Source organism: Enterobacter cloacae complex sp. 394I7 (assembly GCF_057320345.1).
In genome coordinates, this window is the sequence record NZ_JBXWCR010000007.1 from 132,974 (window position 1) to 151,905 (window position 18,932).

An 18,932-nucleotide genomic window follows, 5' to 3' on the forward strand; every position below is an offset into this window, starting at 1 on the left:
GAAAGGGCACCATGCTGTACCTGACTAAAACGGCCTTAATCCCCTTCCCACCGGCACCGCGCTCATCCACATCGTTACCGCAGCCACCAGCAGAATCATCCCGCCCGCCAGCGCGAGCGTTGTCCATCCGACCTGCCGCCACAGCACCGGCGTTTTATTGCCGCTGAGTTTGACCGCCAGTTGACGGAAACTGTGCACCAGCAGTGCCAGTGACGAAATCGTGAGTGACGTCCCGGCCGCCATGGCCAATGCCGAGAGCATTCCCCAGCCAAATACACCCATCACCTTACTGAACAGCAGCACCATGATTGCCCCTGAACACGGACGCATGCCCATTGAGAGCACAACCATCAGCCGCGCTCGCCAGTCATCACCGTTCTGTAGCTGCGCCTGCGTCGGCAGATGCTGATGCCCACAGCCGCAGTTCGCAGTGTGTTCATGGTGCGGCGTAAAAGCCCTGAACTGGGGTTTGTGCAGTAAAGCCCGCAGTTTTTTCAGTGCCCGCCAGCACAGGAGCAAGCCCAGCACACCGACCAGCGCGTAACTGCCCTTCTCCAGCCAGAAACTGCTGGCATGCAGCTGACGAGCAGGAAGGCGTAATAACGACAGGACCACCACCACCAGCGCAATCGCCATGCCGCCCTGAAGCAGCGAAGATGCGAGGGTCAACCCAATGCTTGATTTGAGCCTGGACGGATGGGTCGCAAGCCAGGTCGCGATCACGATTTTGCCGTGTCCCGGCCCCAGCGCATGCAGGACACCGTAGAGAAAACTGAAGGCCAGAAGAGAACCGCCTGCCTTCGTCGGGTTTTCCGCCACCGCCTTCAGTAAGCCACTCATCTGCTGGTTGACCTCGCGCTGCCAGACAATGCTTTTCATCATCACCTGCGGCCAGGCGTGCCATAGCCACAACGCGCCGCACACGGCCAGCAGCAAAAAGAGCGCCAGCGGCCAGAGATGAAGCCAGCGGCGTGATTTTCGTGCCGGAGACGCGATCACTGACATTGCAACGTCACCTGCTGTGCGAACTGTTTACCCAGCTCCATGTCTTCGGGTGGTGCATCTTCTTTATCGAGAGAGACCGCAAAATTGAGCGTCTCTTCGCTCGGTTTTGGCGTGTGCATTGCCATCTTGCAGGTTTTTTGCAGGGCTGCCGGTAGCGTCACATCACTCTCCTCTGCGTAATGCATATCGACATAGTAAGTGGGATCAAAGGTGGAAAACGTATAGGTCTGCCCAGCCAGCGGTTGCGGATGCGCCAGCGGCAGGACAAACGTCAGTACCGCCTGATGTCCGTCGCGGGTCATGCCATATTCCGTCGGCCGATTCATAAATTTCACTTTTTGTCCGTTGTGCCAGAACTCGGTGAAATAGTGCTGACCAAGCACGTTGGCCATCACTTCCGCCGCCAGCTTTTTCCAGATTTCATCCCCGGGTTTTGCATTCCCGGCATCGTACAGCAGGTCAGCCGAGGTGATTTCATCCATCGTCCAGCGCATTTTCAGGCCACTGAGCTGCGTTCCGTCCGTTACCAGCTCGGTTTTCAGGCTGATAAAACTGTGAGGATGCGCGACGACAGCAAAGGGGATCACCGTCAAAAATAACGCCATTGCGCTTTGTTTAACTGTTTGCATCAATTCCTCACGTCATAAATTCTGTGATGTTCGCCAGCAATCCTGAGTGAAAGGCCTGCCGGCGCGCTTTTCAGCGCCCATCCTTTAGCTATTCTTATCAAACATTCCCACTGGATACCCGACAGATGATGACGACGCTTGAAATTCCATCTGTGCTTTCCAGTTCGCAGCGCCGCTGCCAGGTGCTTTTAATGCTTTACCTGCCCGATGCTGCCGTTACCGCACAGAGCATTATCGCTGCCAATGGCGTGGACGACGCTATGGCACGGCAAGATATAGCCGAGACGCGCGATGAAATCCAGCGCTATCACCGGCTCGACATCGTCACGTACCATGACGGCAGCTACCGGATTGAAGGCTCAGCCCTGAATCAACGTTTATGCCTGTTGCACTGGCTGCGCAGGGCTATGCGGCTGTGTCCGCAATTCGTTTCGCATCAGTTTACCCCCGCGCTGAAAACCGCGCTTAAACAGCAGGGCATTGCCCGTCCTCTCTATGACGATACCAACCTGCGGGCGTTGATCAGCTTCTGCTCGCGCAAGCTTCAGCGCCCGTTTGATTGCCGGGACGTACAGTTTTTGCAACTCTATCTGCAGTATTGCCTGATGCAGCATCATCTGGGGAATACCCCGCAGTTTTCATCGGTGCAGCGTAACTGGACGCAATCAAGAGGGGAATATTTCACCGCTCAGGAGATTGTTCGTCACTGGAAACGCCGTGTGCCACAAGGGACCCACAGCGAGGAACAACTTTTTCTCGCGCTGCTGTTTATGATGCTGCGCACCCCTGACCCTGTGCTTGATAAGCATCAGCAGGATCAGCGCCTGCGTCGGGCGATTGTGCGCATGGTCGCCCGTTTTCGGGCGCAAACCGGGATGAACTTCAGCGATGAACAGGGGCTGACCGATCAGCTTTATATTCATCTGGCCCAGGCGCTGGACCGCTCGCTGTTTGAGATAGGCATCGACAATAGCCTGCCGGAAGAGATCCATCGTCTCTACCCCCGCCTGTTACGCACCACCAAAGAGGCGTTGTTTGAGCTGGAAGCGGAATTCGGGCTGCGTTTTTCTGATGAAGAGATGAGCCTGGTGGCGGTCATTTTCGGCGCCTGGCTGATGCAGGAGACCGATCTGCATGAGAAGCAGGTGGTGTTATTGACGGGAGAGGATAAATCCTGTGAGGACGTGATAGAGCAGCAACTGCGCGAATTGACGTTGCTGCCGCTCAACATTCGATATCAGACGCTGCAGGCCTATCAGAAAGAGGGGGCACCGCGCGAAGCGGCGCTGGTCATCACCCCTTATCCGACCGCCCTGCCCCTGTTCTCACCACCGCTGATCCACGCCGTTGAGACGCTGAACACGCAGCAGCAAGAACATATTCGCGCCATGCTGGAATCGTAGCTACGCGCGCGCGGCGACTTTAGGACGAACGAACATCGCCGGTAGGGCGACAAGCGCCATGACCCAGAAGACCCCGTGTCCCAGATGCTGGTAAAGGAAGCCCGCAAAGACCGTCATCACCGCAATGCTGCCCCCCATCGCCACCGCCGAATAAACCGACTGCAACCGAATGACATCCCCGCCTTCACGCGCGGCGATATAGCGCATGGCCGCCAGGTGACATACCGTGAAGGTGCCGCAGTGCAGAATTTGCGCCACGATCAGCCACGGCAGTTCCGTCGTCCAGCCCATAATGCCCCACCGTATAACACCACAGACTGCAGAAAGCAGGAGCAGATCGCGCGCGCCGAAGCGCCGGAACAGCTTTTTGCTCAGCGCGAAGATAATCACTTCAGCGACCACACCGAGCGACCACAGGTAACCCACTGCAGATGCGGAGTATCCTGCCCCCTGCCAGTAGATGGCGCTGAAACCATAGTACGCCGCGTGCGCGCCCTGCAGCAGACAGACGCAGGCCAGGAAACGCCAGCTTTGTGCCACCAGGCTTCGCCAGGCCGGCCAGCCGGCGCTTTCCTGATGACGGCTCTCACCTTGCGGCATTACCGATGGACGCAACAGCATCCCCAGCAGCATGGAGGCAATGCCGATACTCAGCAGCGCAAGGATCGCACGGTAATCGTAAAGGCTAACCAGTTTACCCACCAATGCAGAGCCGATGACAAAGGCAATTGAGCCCCACAGCCGCACGCGGCCATAATCCATCGTTATCTGTTTTTGCCAGGTGTTTGCCAGGGCATCCGTCAGCGGAACCAGCGGCGAGAAAAAGAGGTTAAAACCGACCATCACCACCATCAGCCATGCAAACTGGTGGCTCACCCAGAAACAGGCGACAAAGACCAACGTCAACAGCGCCAGAATGCGTACCGCCTTAATCAGCAAGGAGGGATCGCTGACGCGCGGTGCGATCAGCAGGCTTCCCAGGAAACGTGCCACCAGACCAGCGCCAAGCAGGATACCTATGGTCTCGGGCGTCAGGCCGATCCCCTTGAGCCAGACGCTCCAGAAAGGCAGAAAAATACCGTAGCTAAAGAAATAGGTGAAATAACTGAGCGCCAGCCAGCGCGTGGAATGCAAGACCATGAATCCCTCCCGAAATGGAGGCCATAGTCTGGCGAGAATACAAAAATTAAGCAAGTCGATAGCCTGCTATAAATTAACGAAAATTTAACATATTGTGCAGTCATCTGACTTATGGCAGGGAATGAAAATGTGTATTACGTTTAAATTACTCCACTTGCAGAGGTATTTCTGCCATGAACTCACTTCGCTATTTAGATTTCGGCCAGGCACGTCACCTGTTGCTGTTAATAGGTCGTATCGCGCTTGTCGTACTGTTTATTATCTTCGGCTATCCAAAACTGACGGGGTTTAGCGGGACCGTACAATATATGACGTCGCTGGGTACACCCATGCCCATGCTGGCGGCCATTATTGCTGTGGTAATGGAGGTGCCTGCCGCCATCCTGATCGTGCTGGGCTTTTTCACCCGCCCTGTTGCCGTACTCTTTGTATTTTACACGCTGGGTACCGCGATTATCGGCCACCACTACTGGGATATGACCGGTGATGCCGTCATGCCGAATATGATTAACTTCTTCAAGAATATCAGTATTGCCGGAGCGTTTATTTTACTGGCGATAGTGGGACCGGGAGCCCTCTCCCTTGACCGGCGTTAACCCATAAAAAAAGGCCGCAATCGCGGCCTTTTTTATTTCTGCAAAACAGAAAGATTATGCGTATACCGGGAAGCGTGCGCAGATTTCCAGAACTTTACCTTTAACGCGCTCGATAACCGCTTCGTCATTGATATTGTCCAGAACGTCACACATCCAGCCTGCCAGCTCTTTCACTTCCGCTTCTTTAAAGCCGCGGCGAGTAACAGCCGGAGAACCGATACGGATACCGGAGGTCACGAACGGGCTCTTCGGATCGTTTGGCACGCTGTTTTTGTTCACGGTGATGTTGGCACGGCCAAGGGCAGCGTCAGCTTCTTTACCGGTCAGGTTTTTATCAACCAGGTCCAGCAGGAACAGGTGGTTCTCAGTACCACCGGAAACCACTTTGTAACCGCGGTTCAGGAAGACTTCCACCATCGCTTTGGCGTTTTTAGCAACCTGCTGCTGGTAAACTTTAAACTCTGGCTCCATCGCTTCTTTCAGCGCCACCGCTTTCGCCGCGATAACGTGCATCAGTGGGCCGCCCTGCGCGCTTGGGAATACGGCAGAGTTCAGCTTTTTGTACAGCTCTTCGTCGCCACCTTTTGCCAGGATCAAGCCACCGCGTGGGCCCGCCAGGGTTTTGTGCGTGGTGGTGGTCACAACGTGAGCATGCGGAACCGGGTTCGGATAAACGCCTGCAGCAATCAGGCCGGCAACGTGCGCCATGTCAACGAACAGGTAAGCACCGATGCTGTCTGCGATTTCACGCATTTTTGCCCAGTCAACGATACCGGAGTAAGCAGAGAAACCGCCGATAATCATCTTCGGTTTGTGGGTCTGCGCCTGCTTCGCCATGTCTTCGTAGTCAATTTTACCGGACTCATCAATGCCGTAAGGAATGATGTTGTACAGTTTGCCAGAGAAGTTAACCGGAGAGCCGTGAGTCAGGTGGCCGCCTTGCGCCAGGTTCATACCCAGAACGGTATCGCCCGGTTGCAGCAGCGCGGTGTAGACCGCGAAGTTAGCCTGAGAGCCAGAGTGTGGCTGTACGTTAGCGTAGTCGGCGCCAAACAGTTCTTTAGCGCGATCGATGGCCAGTTGCTCAACGATATCAACGTACTCGCAACCGCCGTAGTAGCGTTTGCCCGGGTAACCTTCAGCGTATTTGTTGGTCAGCTGAGAACCCTGCGCCTGCATTACGCGCGGGCTGGTGTAGTTTTCGGAGGCGATCAGTTCGATGTGCTCTTCCTGACGTACTTTTTCCTGCTCCATAGCCTGCCACAGTTCGGCATCATAATCGGCAATGTTCATTTCACGCTTTAACATCCGCATCTCCTGACTCAGCTAACAATAAAATTTTGGCCTGAAAAGGCAGTCCTGTTGGACGACGGGCAACAGTATAACTGATTAGTTCTGTGATAACAGGTCTTGACAAACGATTTTACGCAAACGTTTTCCTACCCGCCACGCAAGGGTTTGAGGAATAAAGCCCTCATCATTTTCAACGGATTTCTTTTCAGGTTTGTGATGCATATTTTTCACGTTGCAAAGAACCATTTACAACGCAGGGGTATTTTTTATAAGATGCATTTAAAATACATCATTAAAAACACCACTGAAGGACGCTGCTATGCTCGACGCTCAAACCATCGCCACAGTTAAAGCCACTATTCCCCTGCTGGTCGAAACCGGCCCGAAACTCACCGCCCATTTCTACGATCGTATGTTTACGCATAACCCGGAGTTGAAAGAGATTTTCAACATGAGCAACCAGCGTAACGGCGATCAACGCGAAGCCCTGTTCAACGCCATCGCAGCCTACGCCAGTAATATCGAAAACCTGGCGGCGTTGCTGCCTGCCGTGGAAAAAATTGCGCAGAAGCACACCAGCTTCCAGATCAAACCCGAGCAGTACAACATCGTCGGCGGCCATCTGCTGGCCACACTGGATGAGATGTTTAGCCCGGGCCAGGAGGTGCTGGACGCGTGGGGGAAAGCCTACGGCGTGCTGGCAAATGTGTTCATTAACCGTGAAGCACAGATCTACAGCGAAAACGCCAGTAAGGCAGGCGGCTGGGAAGGTACCCGCGCTTTCCGCATCGTCGAGAAAACGCCGCGCAGCCAGCTCATCACCAGTTTTGAGTTCGAGTCGGTGGATGGCAAGCCGGTCGCTGATTATCAGCCGGGGCAGTATCTGGGCGTGTGGCTGAAGCCTGAAGGTTTCCCGCACCAGGAGATTCGCCAGTACTCCCTGACCCGCAAACCAGACGGTAAACGTTATCGCATTGCCGTAAAACGAGAAGATGGCGGCCAGGTATCAAACTGGCTGCATAACGAGGCTAACGTGGGTGATGTGGTTCATCTGGCCGCGCCTGCGGGCGACTTCTTTATGGCGGTTGAGGCGAATACGCCGGTTACCCTGATCTCAGCCGGGGTGGGTCAGACGCCAATGCTGGCGATGCTCGATACCCTCGCTAAATCAAACCACAGCGCGCAGGTAAACTGGTTCCACGCCGCCGAGAACGGTGAAGTGCACGCGTTTGCCGATGAAGTGAATGCGCTGGCTTCCTCTCTGCCACACTTTACCGCCCATACCTGGTATCGTCTGCCGACGGATGCCGACCGTGCAGCCGCACGCTTTGACAGCGAAGGTCTGATGAATTTGAGTCAGCACGAAGGGGCATTCAGCGCGCCGGAGATGCAGTTTTACGTCTGCGGACCGGTCGCGTTTATGCAGTATGCCGCGAAGCAGCTGGTGGAGTTGGGTGTGAATAAAGACAACATTCATTACGAATGTTTCGGGCCGCATAAAGTACTGTAATCGCCCGATGGCGCTACACTTTCCCGGCCGGTGAGGTTTTGCAGGCCGGGTAAGCATAGCGCCACCCGGCTGAATCAGGAATCAGGTACTGACGATTAAATCGCGGCGTCGTCTTCTTCACCGGTACGGATACGGATCACGCGTGCCACATCAAAGACGAAGATTTTACCGTCGCCAATTTTGCCGGTCTGCGCCGTACGGATAATGGTATCCACACAGGTATCCACGATATCGTCGCTCACCACGATTTCAATTTTCACTTTTGGCAGAAAGTCCACCATGTACTCTGCGCCACGGTAAAGTTCGGTGTGGCCCTTCTGGCGACCAAAACCTTTCACTTCCGTCACTGTCATCCCGGTGATGCCCACTTCCGCCAGCGCTTCACGCACATCATCCAGTTTGAAAGGTTTAATAATCGCATCAATCTTTTTCATGGTGGGTCCTTAAACTCTTGCCTGTAAGCTGCTTCGTAATCGGTTGCTCACAGTATCATACTCATTCAGATTTTGCGGTACTACTCTTTAAAATCGTTTGCTTCCAGCTCATGGCGGGAGAGCAGCTTGTAGAACTCGGTACGGTTGCGCCCGGCCATACGCGCCGCATGGGTTACGTTGCCTTTGGTTATCTGCAGGAGCTTGCGCAGATAGTTCAGTTCGAACTGATTACGCGCTTCTGCAAACGTCGGCAGCGCGGTGTTTTCCCCTTCCAGCGCCTGCTCCACCAGCGCGTCGCTAATGACGGGTGACGAGGTCAGCGCCACGCACTGTTCAATAACGTTCACCAGCTGGCGCACGTTGCCCGGCCAGCTTGCGGCCATCAGCCGTTTCATCGCATCGGTGGAAAACGCCCGGACAAAAGGCTTATGCCGATCGGCCGCCTGGCGCAAAAGATGGTTTGCCAGCAGCGGAATATCTTCCGCCCGCTCGGCCAGTGCCGGAATTTTCAGGTTCACCACGTTCAGACGGTAGTAGAGATCTTCACGAAACTCGTTGCGCGCCATGACTTTTGGTAAATCGCGGTGCGTGGCCGAAATGATACGCACGTTAATATCGATATCGCGGTTACTGCCGAGGGGGCGCACTTTTCGCTCCTGCAAAACACGCAGCAATTTGACCTGCAGCGGTGCCGGCATATCGCCAATCTCGTCCAGGAAAAGTGTGCCGCCTTCTGCCGCCTGGAAAAGCCCTTCCCGGCTGCTCACCGCCCCGGTGAACGCCCCGCGGGCATGACCAAACAGTTCAGACTCAAGCAGTTGTTCAGGGAGCGCACCACAGTTAATCGCGATAAAGGCGTTTTTGCTGCGCGGGCTAGCGTTATGGATAGCCTGGGCAAGGATCTCTTTCCCGGTACCGCTCTGGCCATTAATCAGCACGCTAACGTCTGACTGCGCCACCATCCGGGCCTGTTCGAGCAGACGCAGCATAATCGGGCTGCGGGTGACGATAGACTCCCGCCACGCTTCATCATTCGACGGAGCCGCGTGCTCAAGCGCGCTGTCGATAGCCTTATAGAGGGCATCTTTATCTACCGGCTTGGTGAGAAAGCTGAATACCCCCTGCTGCGTCGCGGCAACGGCATCCGGAATCGATCCGTGCGCCGTCAGGATGATCACCGGCATGCCAGGCTGCTGCTTCTGGATCTCCGCGAACAGCTGCAGGCCATCCATTTCATCCATTCGCAGGTCGCTAATCACCAGATCAACCTTCTCGCGGCTCAGGACTTTCAGCCCCTCCTGCCCGCTTTCCGCCGTCACCACGCTGTAGCCTTCACTGACCAGACGCATCCCCAGCAGCTTTAACAGCCCCGGATCGTCATCCACCAGTAAGAGATGGGCAGGTTTTCGGCTTGTCATGGCTTCACATCCTCTTGTTTCTGCGCATCACCGTCTGGCGTCGCGGCTGACCCTTTTGGCGCGTCAGGCAGATAATTTCCGGCCGGTTTACGCGTCGAGAGCTGTCTTTCGATGTCGGTCAGGTTTTCAAGCTTGCGCGTTGTGGTATCCAGTTGAGCACGCAAGTGCTGCTCCTGCTGGCGCAGCGTATCAAGCTCGCTGTCGGTGGATTGCTGTAATTTGCTGTAGCGAAAACGCTCTTCAGACAACTGCAGTTGTAACGCCTGACCATCACGCCAGAGCTGATATACCGGGCGCACCTGCGCCGGAAGATTTCCGACAAACGTGTCCAGCCGCGTGACGTTGGTGCGACGCTCAACGGGGGTGATTTTCGCATCCGCGAGTAAAATTCCACGCTTGAACGCGTCCTGCCAGGTATCGTCACTGAGCATCGCCGCTTGCGAGCGCGCCTCAACCGGCGCCAGACGCTGGGCGCAATCTATTCCACGTAGCCAGAACAGCGGATTGCTCTCGACGTCATGCCCCGACAGGTTCCAGATGTCGTCACAGCGGGTCGACAGAAAATCTGCCAGCTGATTATCTGGCCATTTATCTTGTTGTTTATCGCTAATCGCACTTTGCGGCACATGGGAAACACAGCCCGCCAGAAATAAACAGGGCAGGCTCAGGCGAAACATATTGCTGGAAAACACCGCGCGCACGGCGCGGGAAAAGACGTGTGACATACTCACCAGGCATAGATTCATTTCATTGATTTTTCCGGCTCAGGGGCAGTTCAATACGGAAGCAAACATCTGACCGTTCGTCCGTGGCAATTTTCAGCTCACCCTGCATGCGTCGTATGCAGTCCCGGGCAATACTCAGGCCCAGCCCACTTCCTTTTACCGCCCCTTTCCGCTGATGACTTCCCTGGAAAAAGGGTTCAAAGATCATGGTTTTTTCGTCATCAGGGATTGGAGTGCCGGTGTTAGCGACGTCAATAAACACCCGTGAACCATTCGTATAACTTCGGATATAAATGTTACCGGATTCAGTACCATAGTGCACCGCATTGGAGTAAAGATTATCCAGAACGCTCATCAACAGCATCGGTTCCGCGAGGCAGGTTGGCTCACTGAGCTCCACCCCGGTATGCATCATTTTAGCTCTTGCTGGCAAGCTATGGGCGGAGATCACCATATCCACCAGCGGCGCAATATCGACGTTTTCCAGCACCACCGCGCCATCCGCCAGCTTGCGGTTGTAGTCCAGCAGTTGCTCAATCAGCTTTTGCAGATTGCGGCTGCTGGCATCCAGGATGTCGACAATCTCTTTCTGTTCGGGCGTAAGCGGCCCCGCCACTTCATCTGCCAGCAGTTCCGTTCCTTCGCGCATGCTGGCAAGCGGCGTTTTAAGCTCATGGGAAATATGACGCAAGAACTGATGGCGCTGGGATTCCAGCCATGCCAGACGTTCAGAAAGCCAGATAATGCGCTGGCCAACGGAGCGCAACTCGCGAGGACCTTTAAAGGCGACCGTATCCCCGAGAGACTTCCCCTCGCCCAGGCGGTTAATCATGCGCTGGATACCCTTCACCGGGCCGATGATCATGCGGGTAAAGAGCAGAACAAGACCGAGGCTGACGAGGAACAGCACCAGCGCCTGCCAGCCAAAGAACTGGCCACGTTCCGCAATCTCCTGCTGCAGCTGTTGCCCGCGCGAGAAGATAACCGTGCGGGTAGACTGCACCATCTCGGTATTGGCATTCGCAAAGGCTTCCAGACGGGCAGCCGCTGCGGCATCCGGGCCGCTGTTCTTACACTGCAGTTGCGCCAGATCGTTCAAATCCTGACGTAACGCCTGATAAAGCTTATCGTCCGGCAGCACCCCTGCATGGGCGTCCAGCATTTCACTGTAGCGTTTACGTTGATTCTGATAGACCTTTTCCAGAGTAGGATCGTCAAGCACGCAGTACTGCCGATAGCTGCGTTCCATCTCCAGCGCGGCGTTAGTCATCGCTTCACTGCGTCGGGCGTCGATCAGCGTCGTGCGGTTAGTCAGTGCCGCCTGCGCACTCAGCGCGTTGAGACTCTGCCACGCCTGCCATGCCAGGATCAGCAAAGGCAGCAGGATCAGCAGAAAGGCCATCATGACAAGCTGTCGCAGGGAACGAGGAAAAACGGGCCAGCGTTTCAACGCATTACTCTCTTTATCGGGGTTTGAGGAGAGCGTAACTGAGTCTGCCCTTCAGATACAACAAAGCCGGGTAAAAACCCGGCTTTGTCATGGAATGAGGCGGTGCCTAACTCGACGTTTCGCCCTGGCCTGATAAAGCAACGCTATGATCAGTAGTTGGACGGCAGGCACCTTTTTGTGCGTCATTCGAAGTTTATGTAGCACGTCCCGAAGGGGCTGACATAAGAAGGTGAATGAGCCACTGATTAATATTATGCAACACTCGTGCCATAATGCAAAACAATAAATTATCTTGTTGATATTTAACTATTTTATGCAATTATGCCGTTAATTGCCAGCTGAATGATTTCCAGGCTAAGTGTCGCTAAAAAGCAACACCTTAACGACAACCCATCACACTCTATACAATTCAATGAGTTAAATGTCTCCTTTTGGAGACACCACGAATAGCGGATTGTCGCGGTTTTGCGACAGGCACAAAAAAGCCCGGTGGCGTTTTCGCGCACCGGGCCTGCTGTGGGAGTAGCGGTACGCTTAACCTAGCTGTTTACGCGCATTACGGAAGATACGCATCCACGGGCTGTCCTCGCCCCAGTTTTCCGGGTGCCAGGAGTTGCTCACGGTACGGAACACACGTTCCGGGTGCGGCATCATAATGGTCGCACGACCACTTTCGCTGGTCACCGCAGTGATACCGTTCACCGAACCGTTCGGGTTAGCCGGGTAGGATTCTGTCACCTTGCCGAAGTTATCGACAAAGCGCAGCGCCACCAGGCCTTTGCTTTCAAGCTGAGCCAGATGAGCTGCATCGCGCACTTCAACCTGGCCTTCGCCATGGGAAACGGCGATTGGCATCTGCGACCCTACCATGCCCTGCAGCAGCAGAGACGGGCTTTGGGTCACTTCCACGAGGCTGAAACGCGCTTCAAAGCGGTCAGACTGGTTACGCACAAAGCGCGGCCAGGCTTCGCTACCGGGGATCAGCTCGCGCAGGTTGGACATCATCTGGCAACCATTACATACGCCCAGCGCCAGCGTTTGCGGACGGTGGAAGAAGGTTTCAAACTCGTCGCGGACACGGCTGTTGAAGAGGATGGACTTCGCCCAACCCTCACCTGCACCCAGCACGTCGCCGTAAGAGAAACCACCGCAGGCGACCAGCGCCTGGAAATCTTCCAGACCGGTACGCCCGGCCAGCAGGTCGCTCATGTGAACGTCGATGGCATCAAAGCCCGCACGGTAGAAGGCAGCAGCCATCTCAACGTGGGAGTTGACGCCCTGCTCACGCAGTACGGCCACTTTCGGACGCGCGCCGGTCGCAATGTACGGCGCGGCGATATCTTCGTTGATGTCGAAGGAGAGCTTCACGTTCAGGCCAGGATCGTTGTCGTTAGCCTTCGCGTTGTGTTCCTGATCGGCACACTCCGGGTTGTCACGCAGGCGCTGCATCTGCCAGGTGGTTTCAGCCCACCACATACGCAGGGTAGAACGGCTCTCGCTGAACACCGCGTGGCCATCCGCTTCAATGACAAAGCGGTCGCCCTGCACGGCTTTACCCAGATAATGCACGCAGTCTGCCAGGCCGTGCTGAGCCAGTACGCTTTCAACCGCGTCACGATCTGCGGCACGCACCTGAATCACCGCGCCCAGCTCTTCGTTAAACAGCGCCGCCAGACGATCCTCGCCCAGCGTCGCGATGTTCGCTTCAACGCCGCAGTGGCCGGTGAAGGCCATCTCAGCCAGAGTAACCAGCAGGCCACCGTCGGAACGGTCGTGGTAGGCCAGCAGTTTACGCTGTGCCACCAGGGCCTGGATGGCGTCGTAGAAACCTTTTAACTGCGCCACATCACGCACATCTGCCGGCTTATCACCCAGCTGACGATAAACCTGCGCCAGCGCGGTCGCTCCCAGCGCGTTATGGCCTTTACCCAGGTCAATCAGCAGCAGGGCGTTATCTTCAGTCACCAGCTGTGGCGTCACGGTATGGCGCACGTCTTCTACGCGGGCAAACGCGGAGATGATCAGCGACAGCGGAGAGGTCATCTCGCGCTGCTCGTTACCCTCCTGCCAGCGGGTCTTCATCGACATGGAGTCTTTACCCACCGGAATGGTCAGGCCAAGTGCCGGGCAGAGCTCTTCCCCCACCGCCTTCACGGCTTCATACAGGCCCGCATCTTCGCCCGGGTGGCCCGCTGCGGCCATCCAGTTCGCGGAAAGTTTGATACGTTTAATGTCGCCAATCTGCGTTGCGGCAATGTTGGTCAGCGCTTCACCAACGGCAAGGCGAGCAGACGCGGCGAAGTCCAGCAGAGCGACCGGGGTACGTTCGCCCAGCGCCATCGCTTCACCGTAGTAGCTGTCGAGACTCGCGGTGGTGACGGCACAGTTAGCCACCGGGATCTGCCACGGGCCAACCATCTGATCGCGCGACACCATACCGGTCACGGTACGGTCGCCGATGGTGACCAGGAAGGTTTTCTCCGCCACGGCCGGCAGGTGCAGAACGCGATTGACCGCGTCAGCCACGGTAATGCCCTGACGATCCAGCGCTTTGCCAGCTGCTTTACGGGTCTCAACGTCGCGGGTCATTTTCGGCGTTTTGCCAAGCAGCACGTCCAGCGGCAGATCGATCGGCTGGTTGTCGAAATGGGTGTCGCTCAGGGACAGGTGCAGCGCTTCGGTCGCTTCACCGATGACGGCATACGGGGCACGCTCGCGGCGGCACAGCTCGTCAAACAGCGGCAACTGATCGGCAGCGACGGCCAGAACATAACGTTCCTGGGATTCGTTACACCAGATTTCCAGCGGGCTCATGCCTGGCTCATCACTCAGGATGTCGCGCAGGTTGAAACGACCGCCACGACCACCGTCACTGACCAGCTCCGGCATGGCGTTGGACAGACCGCCCGCGCCTACGTCATGAATAAAGAGGATGGGGTTGGCATCACCCAGCTGCCAGCAGCGGTCAATGACCTCCTGGCAACGGCGTTCCATCTCCGGGTTATCACGCTGTACGGATGCAAAATCGAGATCCGCATCAGACTGACCGGAGGTCATAGAGGATGCAGCCCCACCGCCCAGGCCGATGTTCATTGCCGGGCCACCCAGAACGATCAGCTTCGCACCAACTACGATCTCGCCTTTTTGCACGTGATCGGCGCGAATGTTACCGATCCCGCCAGCCAGCATGATCGGTTTGTGATAGCCGCGCAGCTCTTCGCCGTTGTGGCTCTCCACTTTCTCTTCGTAGGTACGGAAGTAACCGTTCAGCGCAGGACGTCCAAATTCATTGTTGAACGCCGCCCCGCCCAGTGGGCCTTCGGTCATGATATCCAGCGCGGTCACAATACGTTCCGGCTTGCCGAAATCTTCTTCCCACGGCTGTTCAAAGCCCGGGATGCGCAGGTTGGAGACGGAGAAACCGACCAGACCGGCTTTTGGTTTAGCCCCCCGTCCGGTTGCGCCTTCGTCGCGGATTTCCCCGCCAGACCCGGTCGCCGCACCCGGCCACGGCGAGATCGCCGTCGGGTGGTTATGCGTTTCGACTTTCATCAGAATATGCGCCGGCTCCTGATGGAAATCATAGCGCCCTGCTTCGCGATCGGCGAAGAAGCGGCCCACTTCAGAACCTTCCATCACCGCGGCGTTGTCTTTGTAGGCAGACAGCACGTGGTCAGGCGTTTTTTCCATGGTGTTTTTGATCATTTTGAACAGCGACTTCGGCTGCTCTTCACCGTCGATAATCCAGTCGGCGTTGAAAATCTTGTGACGGCAGTGCTCAGAGTTTGCCTGAGCGAACATGTAAAGTTCGATGTCGTTCGGGTTGCGGTTCAGCTTAACAAACGCATCCTGCAGGTAGTCAATTTCGTCTTCTGCCAGTGCCAGACCGAGACGCAGGTTGGCGTCAATCAGCGCCTGACGGCCCTGCCCCAGCAAATCGACGCTCTGTACCGGCGCAGGCTGATGGTGGGAGAAGAGTTTCTGCGCATCGTCCAGAGAGGCAAAGACACTCTCCATCATGCGGTCGTGCAGCTCAGCGGCAACGGTTTGCCACTGCGCATCGGTCAGGGTAGAGGCTTCAACGTAGTACGCCACGCCGCGCTCCAGACGGTTAATCTGGTTCAGACCACAGTTGTGGGCGATGTCGGTGGCTTTGGAAGACCAGGGGGAGATGGTGCCTGGACGAGGCGTCGCAAGGATCAGTTTGCCGGTTGGCGTATGGCTGCTCAGGCTTGGACCATATTTGAGCAGGCGTTCCAGCTGTACTCGCTCCTCTGCATTCAGGGGTGCATTCAGGTCAGCAAAATGGACATACTCAGCGTAAATATTGCTTACCGGAAGGTCGGCTGCCTGAAAACGTGCCAGCAGTTTATTGATACGGAAGGCAGACAGTGCAGGCGAACCACGCAGAATTTCCATCATAAGTCTCTCGTCTTCGAAGCGCCGGGGCGCTTACAGTGTGCGCAAGGGGGGAAAACGGGCGTCATTATAGAGAATCCTGAGCGTCGACGAAACCGTTTGCGTCGAAATAAAATCAACGTTTACGTTTAACAATAGATGTGACCTCTCTCTCTAATTTGTTGCCAAGTGGCGTAACTTTACGCAAAATGCCGCTCATTCAATGGCAAACCTTATTCTTAACATGGCTACAGCATACTGAGGCACCCGGCGTCGCAGAGAATTAACTAATTGAAAAAATTAAAGATTAATTATCTGCTCATCGGCATTGTAACGTTGCTGCTGGCAGTGGCCCTCTGGCCTTCCATCCCCTGGTTCGGTAAAGCCGAAAACCGTATCGCCGCCATACAGGAGCGGGGGGAATTGCGCGTCAGTACCCTCAACTCGCCGCTGATTTACAGCGACATTAACGGCAAAACGATTGGCCTGGATTATGAACTGGCGCAGCAGTTTGCCGACTATCTTGGCGTGAAGCTCAAAATTACCGTCCGTCAGAATATCAGCCAGCTGTTTGATGACCTGGATAACAACGATGCCGATATCCTTGCGGCCGGGCTGGTGTACAACAGCGAGCGCAGCAAGAACTATCAGCCAGGCCCAACCTACTACTCCGTTTCGCAACAGCTGGTCTACCGGGTCGGGAGCCTGCGCCCGCGAACGCTGGCCGCGATTAATGCACAACAGCTGACCATCGCCCCGGGTCACGTCGTGATTGACGATCTGCGTGAGCTCAAGGAGAAGAAATTCCCGGACCTGAGCTGGACCGTTGATCCTAAGCTCGGTACGACTGAGCTGCTGGACCAGGTAAAAGATAAAAAACTGCCCTACACCATCGCTGATTCGGTCGCGATCAGCCTTTTCCAGCGCGTGCACCCCGAAATCGCGGTGGCGCTGGACGTGACAGACGAACAGCCGGTGACCTGGTTTAGCCAGCTTGATGACGATCAGACCCTCTCTGCGGCGATGCTCGATTTCTTCAACACCATCAATGAAGACGGTACGCTGGCGCGTCTGGAAGAGAAATACCTCGGCCACGGTGACGATTTTGATTACGTCGACACCCGAAGCTTCTTGCGCGCGGTCGATAGCGTGCTGCCAGACCTGCAGCCGTTATTTGAGAAGTATGCCCAGGAGATCGACTGGCGATTACTGGCAGCGATCTCTTATCAGGAATCCCACTGGGATACTCAGGCCACCTCGCCCACTGGCGTTCGCGGCTTAATGATGCTCACTAAAAATACCGCTCAGAGCCTTGGGCTGACCGACCGCACCGATGCAGAACAGAGCATCAGCGGCGGCGCACGGTATCTGCAGGATATGATGGGCAAAGTGCCGGAGACGGTGCCTGAAGAGGAACGGATCTGGTTTGCGCTGGCAGCCTACAACATGGGTTACGCGCACATGCTTGACGCGCGCGCGCTGACGGCGAAAACGAAAGGTAACCCGGACAGCTGGTCAGACGTAAAACAGCGCCTGCCGCTGCTGAGCCAGAAGCCGTGGTACAACAAGCTGACCTACGGTTACGCGCGCGGGCATGAAGCCTACGCCTACGTGGAAAATATCCGTAAATATCAGATTAGCCTGGTGGGTTATCTGCTGGAGAAGGAAAAAGAGGCGGCAGAGGCAAATCAGCTGGCCCAGAGTTATCCGGTGGTGGCACCGGACGAACTTACTCGCCCGACAACTTCAATTCTGCCTTTTGTTGCTTTTTCTGCTGACGGCGCATTCGAAAGAAATCACTTAATAGCCCCGCACACTCTGGTGCAAGTACCCCACCGATAGTCTGCACCTGGTGGTTCATACCCGGGTGTCCCAGTACGTCCATCAGCGAACCGGCCGCTCCGGTTTTTTCATCCCGCGCGCCAAAGACCAGCGTGCCGATACGGCTATGCACCATCGCGCCGGAACACATAACGCACGGCTCAAGCGTGACATACAGTGTGGTATCAAGCAGACGATAGTTTTGCAGCACCATTCCGCCCTGACGAAGGGCCATGATTTCAGCGTGCGCAGTCGGATCGTGACGGCCAATCGGGCGGTTCCACCCTTCCCCTATCACCTGGTTATTGTGAACAAGCACAGCACCCACGGGCACTTCCCCCTCGTCCCAGGCGCGCTGGGCAAGCGTAAGCGCATGGCGCATCCAGTATTCATGATCGCGTTCAGGGTTGCACAACGGTTGATACTCCAGTCTAAAAGCGGGCGGCATTATACACACCCGCTATAGATAAGACTATTCGAGTTGCTGAAGTTCGCCTGCGGGCGTGACGCGCCAGCGATGCTGGCAAAAATAGAGCAGCGGGTTGTCCTGCTTGCTGTCGCTGTAGCCGCTGTAAAGACGCAGTGGCGTACCGATTCGCTTCTCCAGTTGCACCACCTTTTCATGTCCCAGGCAGCGCATGGTCAGTACCCATCCGCCGTACCCGCGGGTAATTTGCGTGGCGATAAGATTCACCCGCGGCAGCCACGGGGTATCATAATAGACCTGTTCCACCAGCGCTTGCGGGGATCCGGTAATCAACCAGATGTCGGCATCGTTCGCGTCGAGATAGCTGGTGAGCCTTGCCTGAACAACCGGAAACGCGGTCACATGCCCGCGAAACCAGTGCACAAAATCCTGCTGAAGCTGTTTAAGCCGCGCTTCGCTGCGTCCAAAGGTACAGCCCCAGAGCAACAGGCTCATTGGCCAGCGCGCTGCCCGGCCTTTTAGCAGCAGCGCAATGCCAATTACGGGTAAGAGAGGTAATACGAGCAGCGCATTCAAAGGCTGACGCCGCAGCAGGTAGCGCATAAACGTACCAAACATATCCTGCTGATGCAGCGTACCGTCCAGGTCGAAAAAAACAACGCGACGCTCGTGATTTGCCAAAC

At 55.9% G+C, this 18,932-nt stretch carries 15 protein-coding genes; 4 read left to right on the plus strand and 11 right to left on the minus strand.

The features are described from left to right. Positions 1–24: 24 nt before the first annotated feature. Both AC2FAP_RS20015 and AC2FAP_RS20020 read right to left on the minus strand, forming a co-directional pair. Positions 25–1,005: a nickel/cobalt transporter gene (locus tag AC2FAP_RS20015; protein WP_449541459.1), complete on the minus strand. Its 981-nt coding sequence runs from the start codon at positions 1,003–1,005 to the stop codon at positions 25–27. Next, complete coding sequence (locus AC2FAP_RS20020; RefSeq protein ID WP_047743086.1) at positions 996–1,634, minus strand: DUF1007 family protein; 639 nt, start codon at positions 1,632–1,634, stop codon at positions 996–998. Before AC2FAP_RS20020 ends, AC2FAP_RS20015 begins: the two co-directional genes overlap by 10 nt. Positions 1,635–1,759: 125 nt before the next feature. Between AC2FAP_RS20020 and csiE the strand changes: the two genes are divergently transcribed. After that, positions 1,760–3,037, plus strand: a complete 1,278-nt coding sequence (csiE, locus tag AC2FAP_RS20025; RefSeq protein WP_449541460.1) for a stationary phase inducible protein CsiE — start codon at positions 1,760–1,762, stop codon at positions 3,035–3,037. On the opposite strand, the gene AC2FAP_RS20030 is transcribed toward csiE, so the two are convergent. Then, on the minus strand, positions 3,038–4,177 hold the full coding sequence (locus AC2FAP_RS20030) for a 3-phenylpropionate MFS transporter (RefSeq protein WP_020883016.1): 1,140 nt from the start codon (positions 4,175–4,177) through the stop codon (positions 3,038–3,040). A 173-nt stretch (positions 4,178–4,350) separates the two neighbouring features. On the opposite strand from AC2FAP_RS20030, the gene AC2FAP_RS20035 reads away from it, so the two are divergent. Then, positions 4,351–4,773, plus strand: a complete 423-nt coding sequence (locus AC2FAP_RS20035; RefSeq protein ID WP_449541461.1) for a DoxX family protein — start codon at positions 4,351–4,353, stop codon at positions 4,771–4,773. A 54-nt stretch (positions 4,774–4,827) separates the two neighbouring features. Here the strand turns inward: AC2FAP_RS20035 and glyA are convergent, their stop codons facing one another. Beyond that, positions 4,828–6,081, minus strand: a complete 1,254-nt coding sequence (glyA, locus tag AC2FAP_RS20040) for a serine hydroxymethyltransferase (protein ID WP_020883014.1) — start codon at positions 6,079–6,081, stop codon at positions 4,828–4,830. Between the two features lie 304 nt (positions 6,082–6,385). On the opposite strand from glyA, the gene hmpA reads away from it, so the two are divergent. Then, complete coding sequence (gene hmpA / locus AC2FAP_RS20045; RefSeq protein ID WP_449541462.1) at positions 6,386–7,576, plus strand: NO-inducible flavohemoprotein; 1,191 nt, start codon at positions 6,386–6,388, stop codon at positions 7,574–7,576. A gap of 95 nt (positions 7,577–7,671) precedes the next feature. Here hmpA and glnB read toward each other — a convergent pair whose 3' ends face one another. The 5 genes from glnB to purL form a co-directional block, all read right to left on the minus strand. After that, complete coding sequence (glnB, locus tag AC2FAP_RS20050) at positions 7,672–8,010, minus strand: nitrogen regulatory protein P-II (RefSeq protein WP_003860685.1); 339 nt, start codon at positions 8,008–8,010, stop codon at positions 7,672–7,674. 80 nt (positions 8,011–8,090) lie between these two features. Then, positions 8,091–9,428, minus strand: a complete 1,338-nt coding sequence (gene glrR / locus AC2FAP_RS20055) for a two-component system response regulator GlrR (RefSeq protein WP_014171196.1) — start codon at positions 9,426–9,428, stop codon at positions 8,091–8,093. Beyond that, positions 9,425–10,174, minus strand: coding sequence for a two-component system QseEF-associated lipoprotein QseG (gene qseG, locus AC2FAP_RS20060; protein WP_014171197.1), 750 nt, complete (start codon positions 10,172–10,174; stop codon positions 9,425–9,427). Before qseG ends, glrR begins: the two co-directional genes overlap by 4 nt. A gap of 1 nt (position 10,175) precedes the next feature. Further along, a complete protein-coding gene (gene qseE / locus AC2FAP_RS20065; RefSeq protein WP_025203453.1) occupies positions 10,176–11,603 on the minus strand; it encodes a two component system sensor histidine kinase QseE/GlrK in 1,428 nt (475 codons plus the stop codon). Positions 11,604–12,137: 534 nt separating this feature from the next. Continuing rightward, complete coding sequence (gene purL / locus AC2FAP_RS20070) at positions 12,138–16,025, minus strand: phosphoribosylformylglycinamidine synthase (protein ID WP_196087459.1); 3,888 nt, start codon at positions 16,023–16,025, stop codon at positions 12,138–12,140. 267 nt (positions 16,026–16,292) lie between these two features. On the opposite strand from purL, the gene mltF reads away from it, so the two are divergent. Further along, on the plus strand, positions 16,293–17,843 hold the full coding sequence (mltF, locus tag AC2FAP_RS20075) for a membrane-bound lytic murein transglycosylase MltF (RefSeq protein ID WP_014171200.1): 1,551 nt from the start codon (positions 16,293–16,295) through the stop codon (positions 17,841–17,843). On the opposite strand, the gene tadA is transcribed toward mltF, so the two are convergent. Then, positions 17,731–18,270, minus strand: a complete 540-nt coding sequence (gene tadA / locus AC2FAP_RS20080; protein WP_020883010.1) for a tRNA adenosine(34) deaminase TadA — start codon at positions 18,268–18,270, stop codon at positions 17,731–17,733. The two genes, mltF and tadA, sit on opposite strands and share 113 nt — an antisense overlap. 24 nt (positions 18,271–18,294) lie before the next feature. After that, positions 18,295–18,930, minus strand: a complete 636-nt coding sequence (gene yfhb / locus AC2FAP_RS20085; protein ID WP_020883009.1) for a phosphatidylglycerophosphatase C — start codon at positions 18,928–18,930, stop codon at positions 18,295–18,297. Positions 18,931–18,932: the final 2 nt, after the last annotated feature.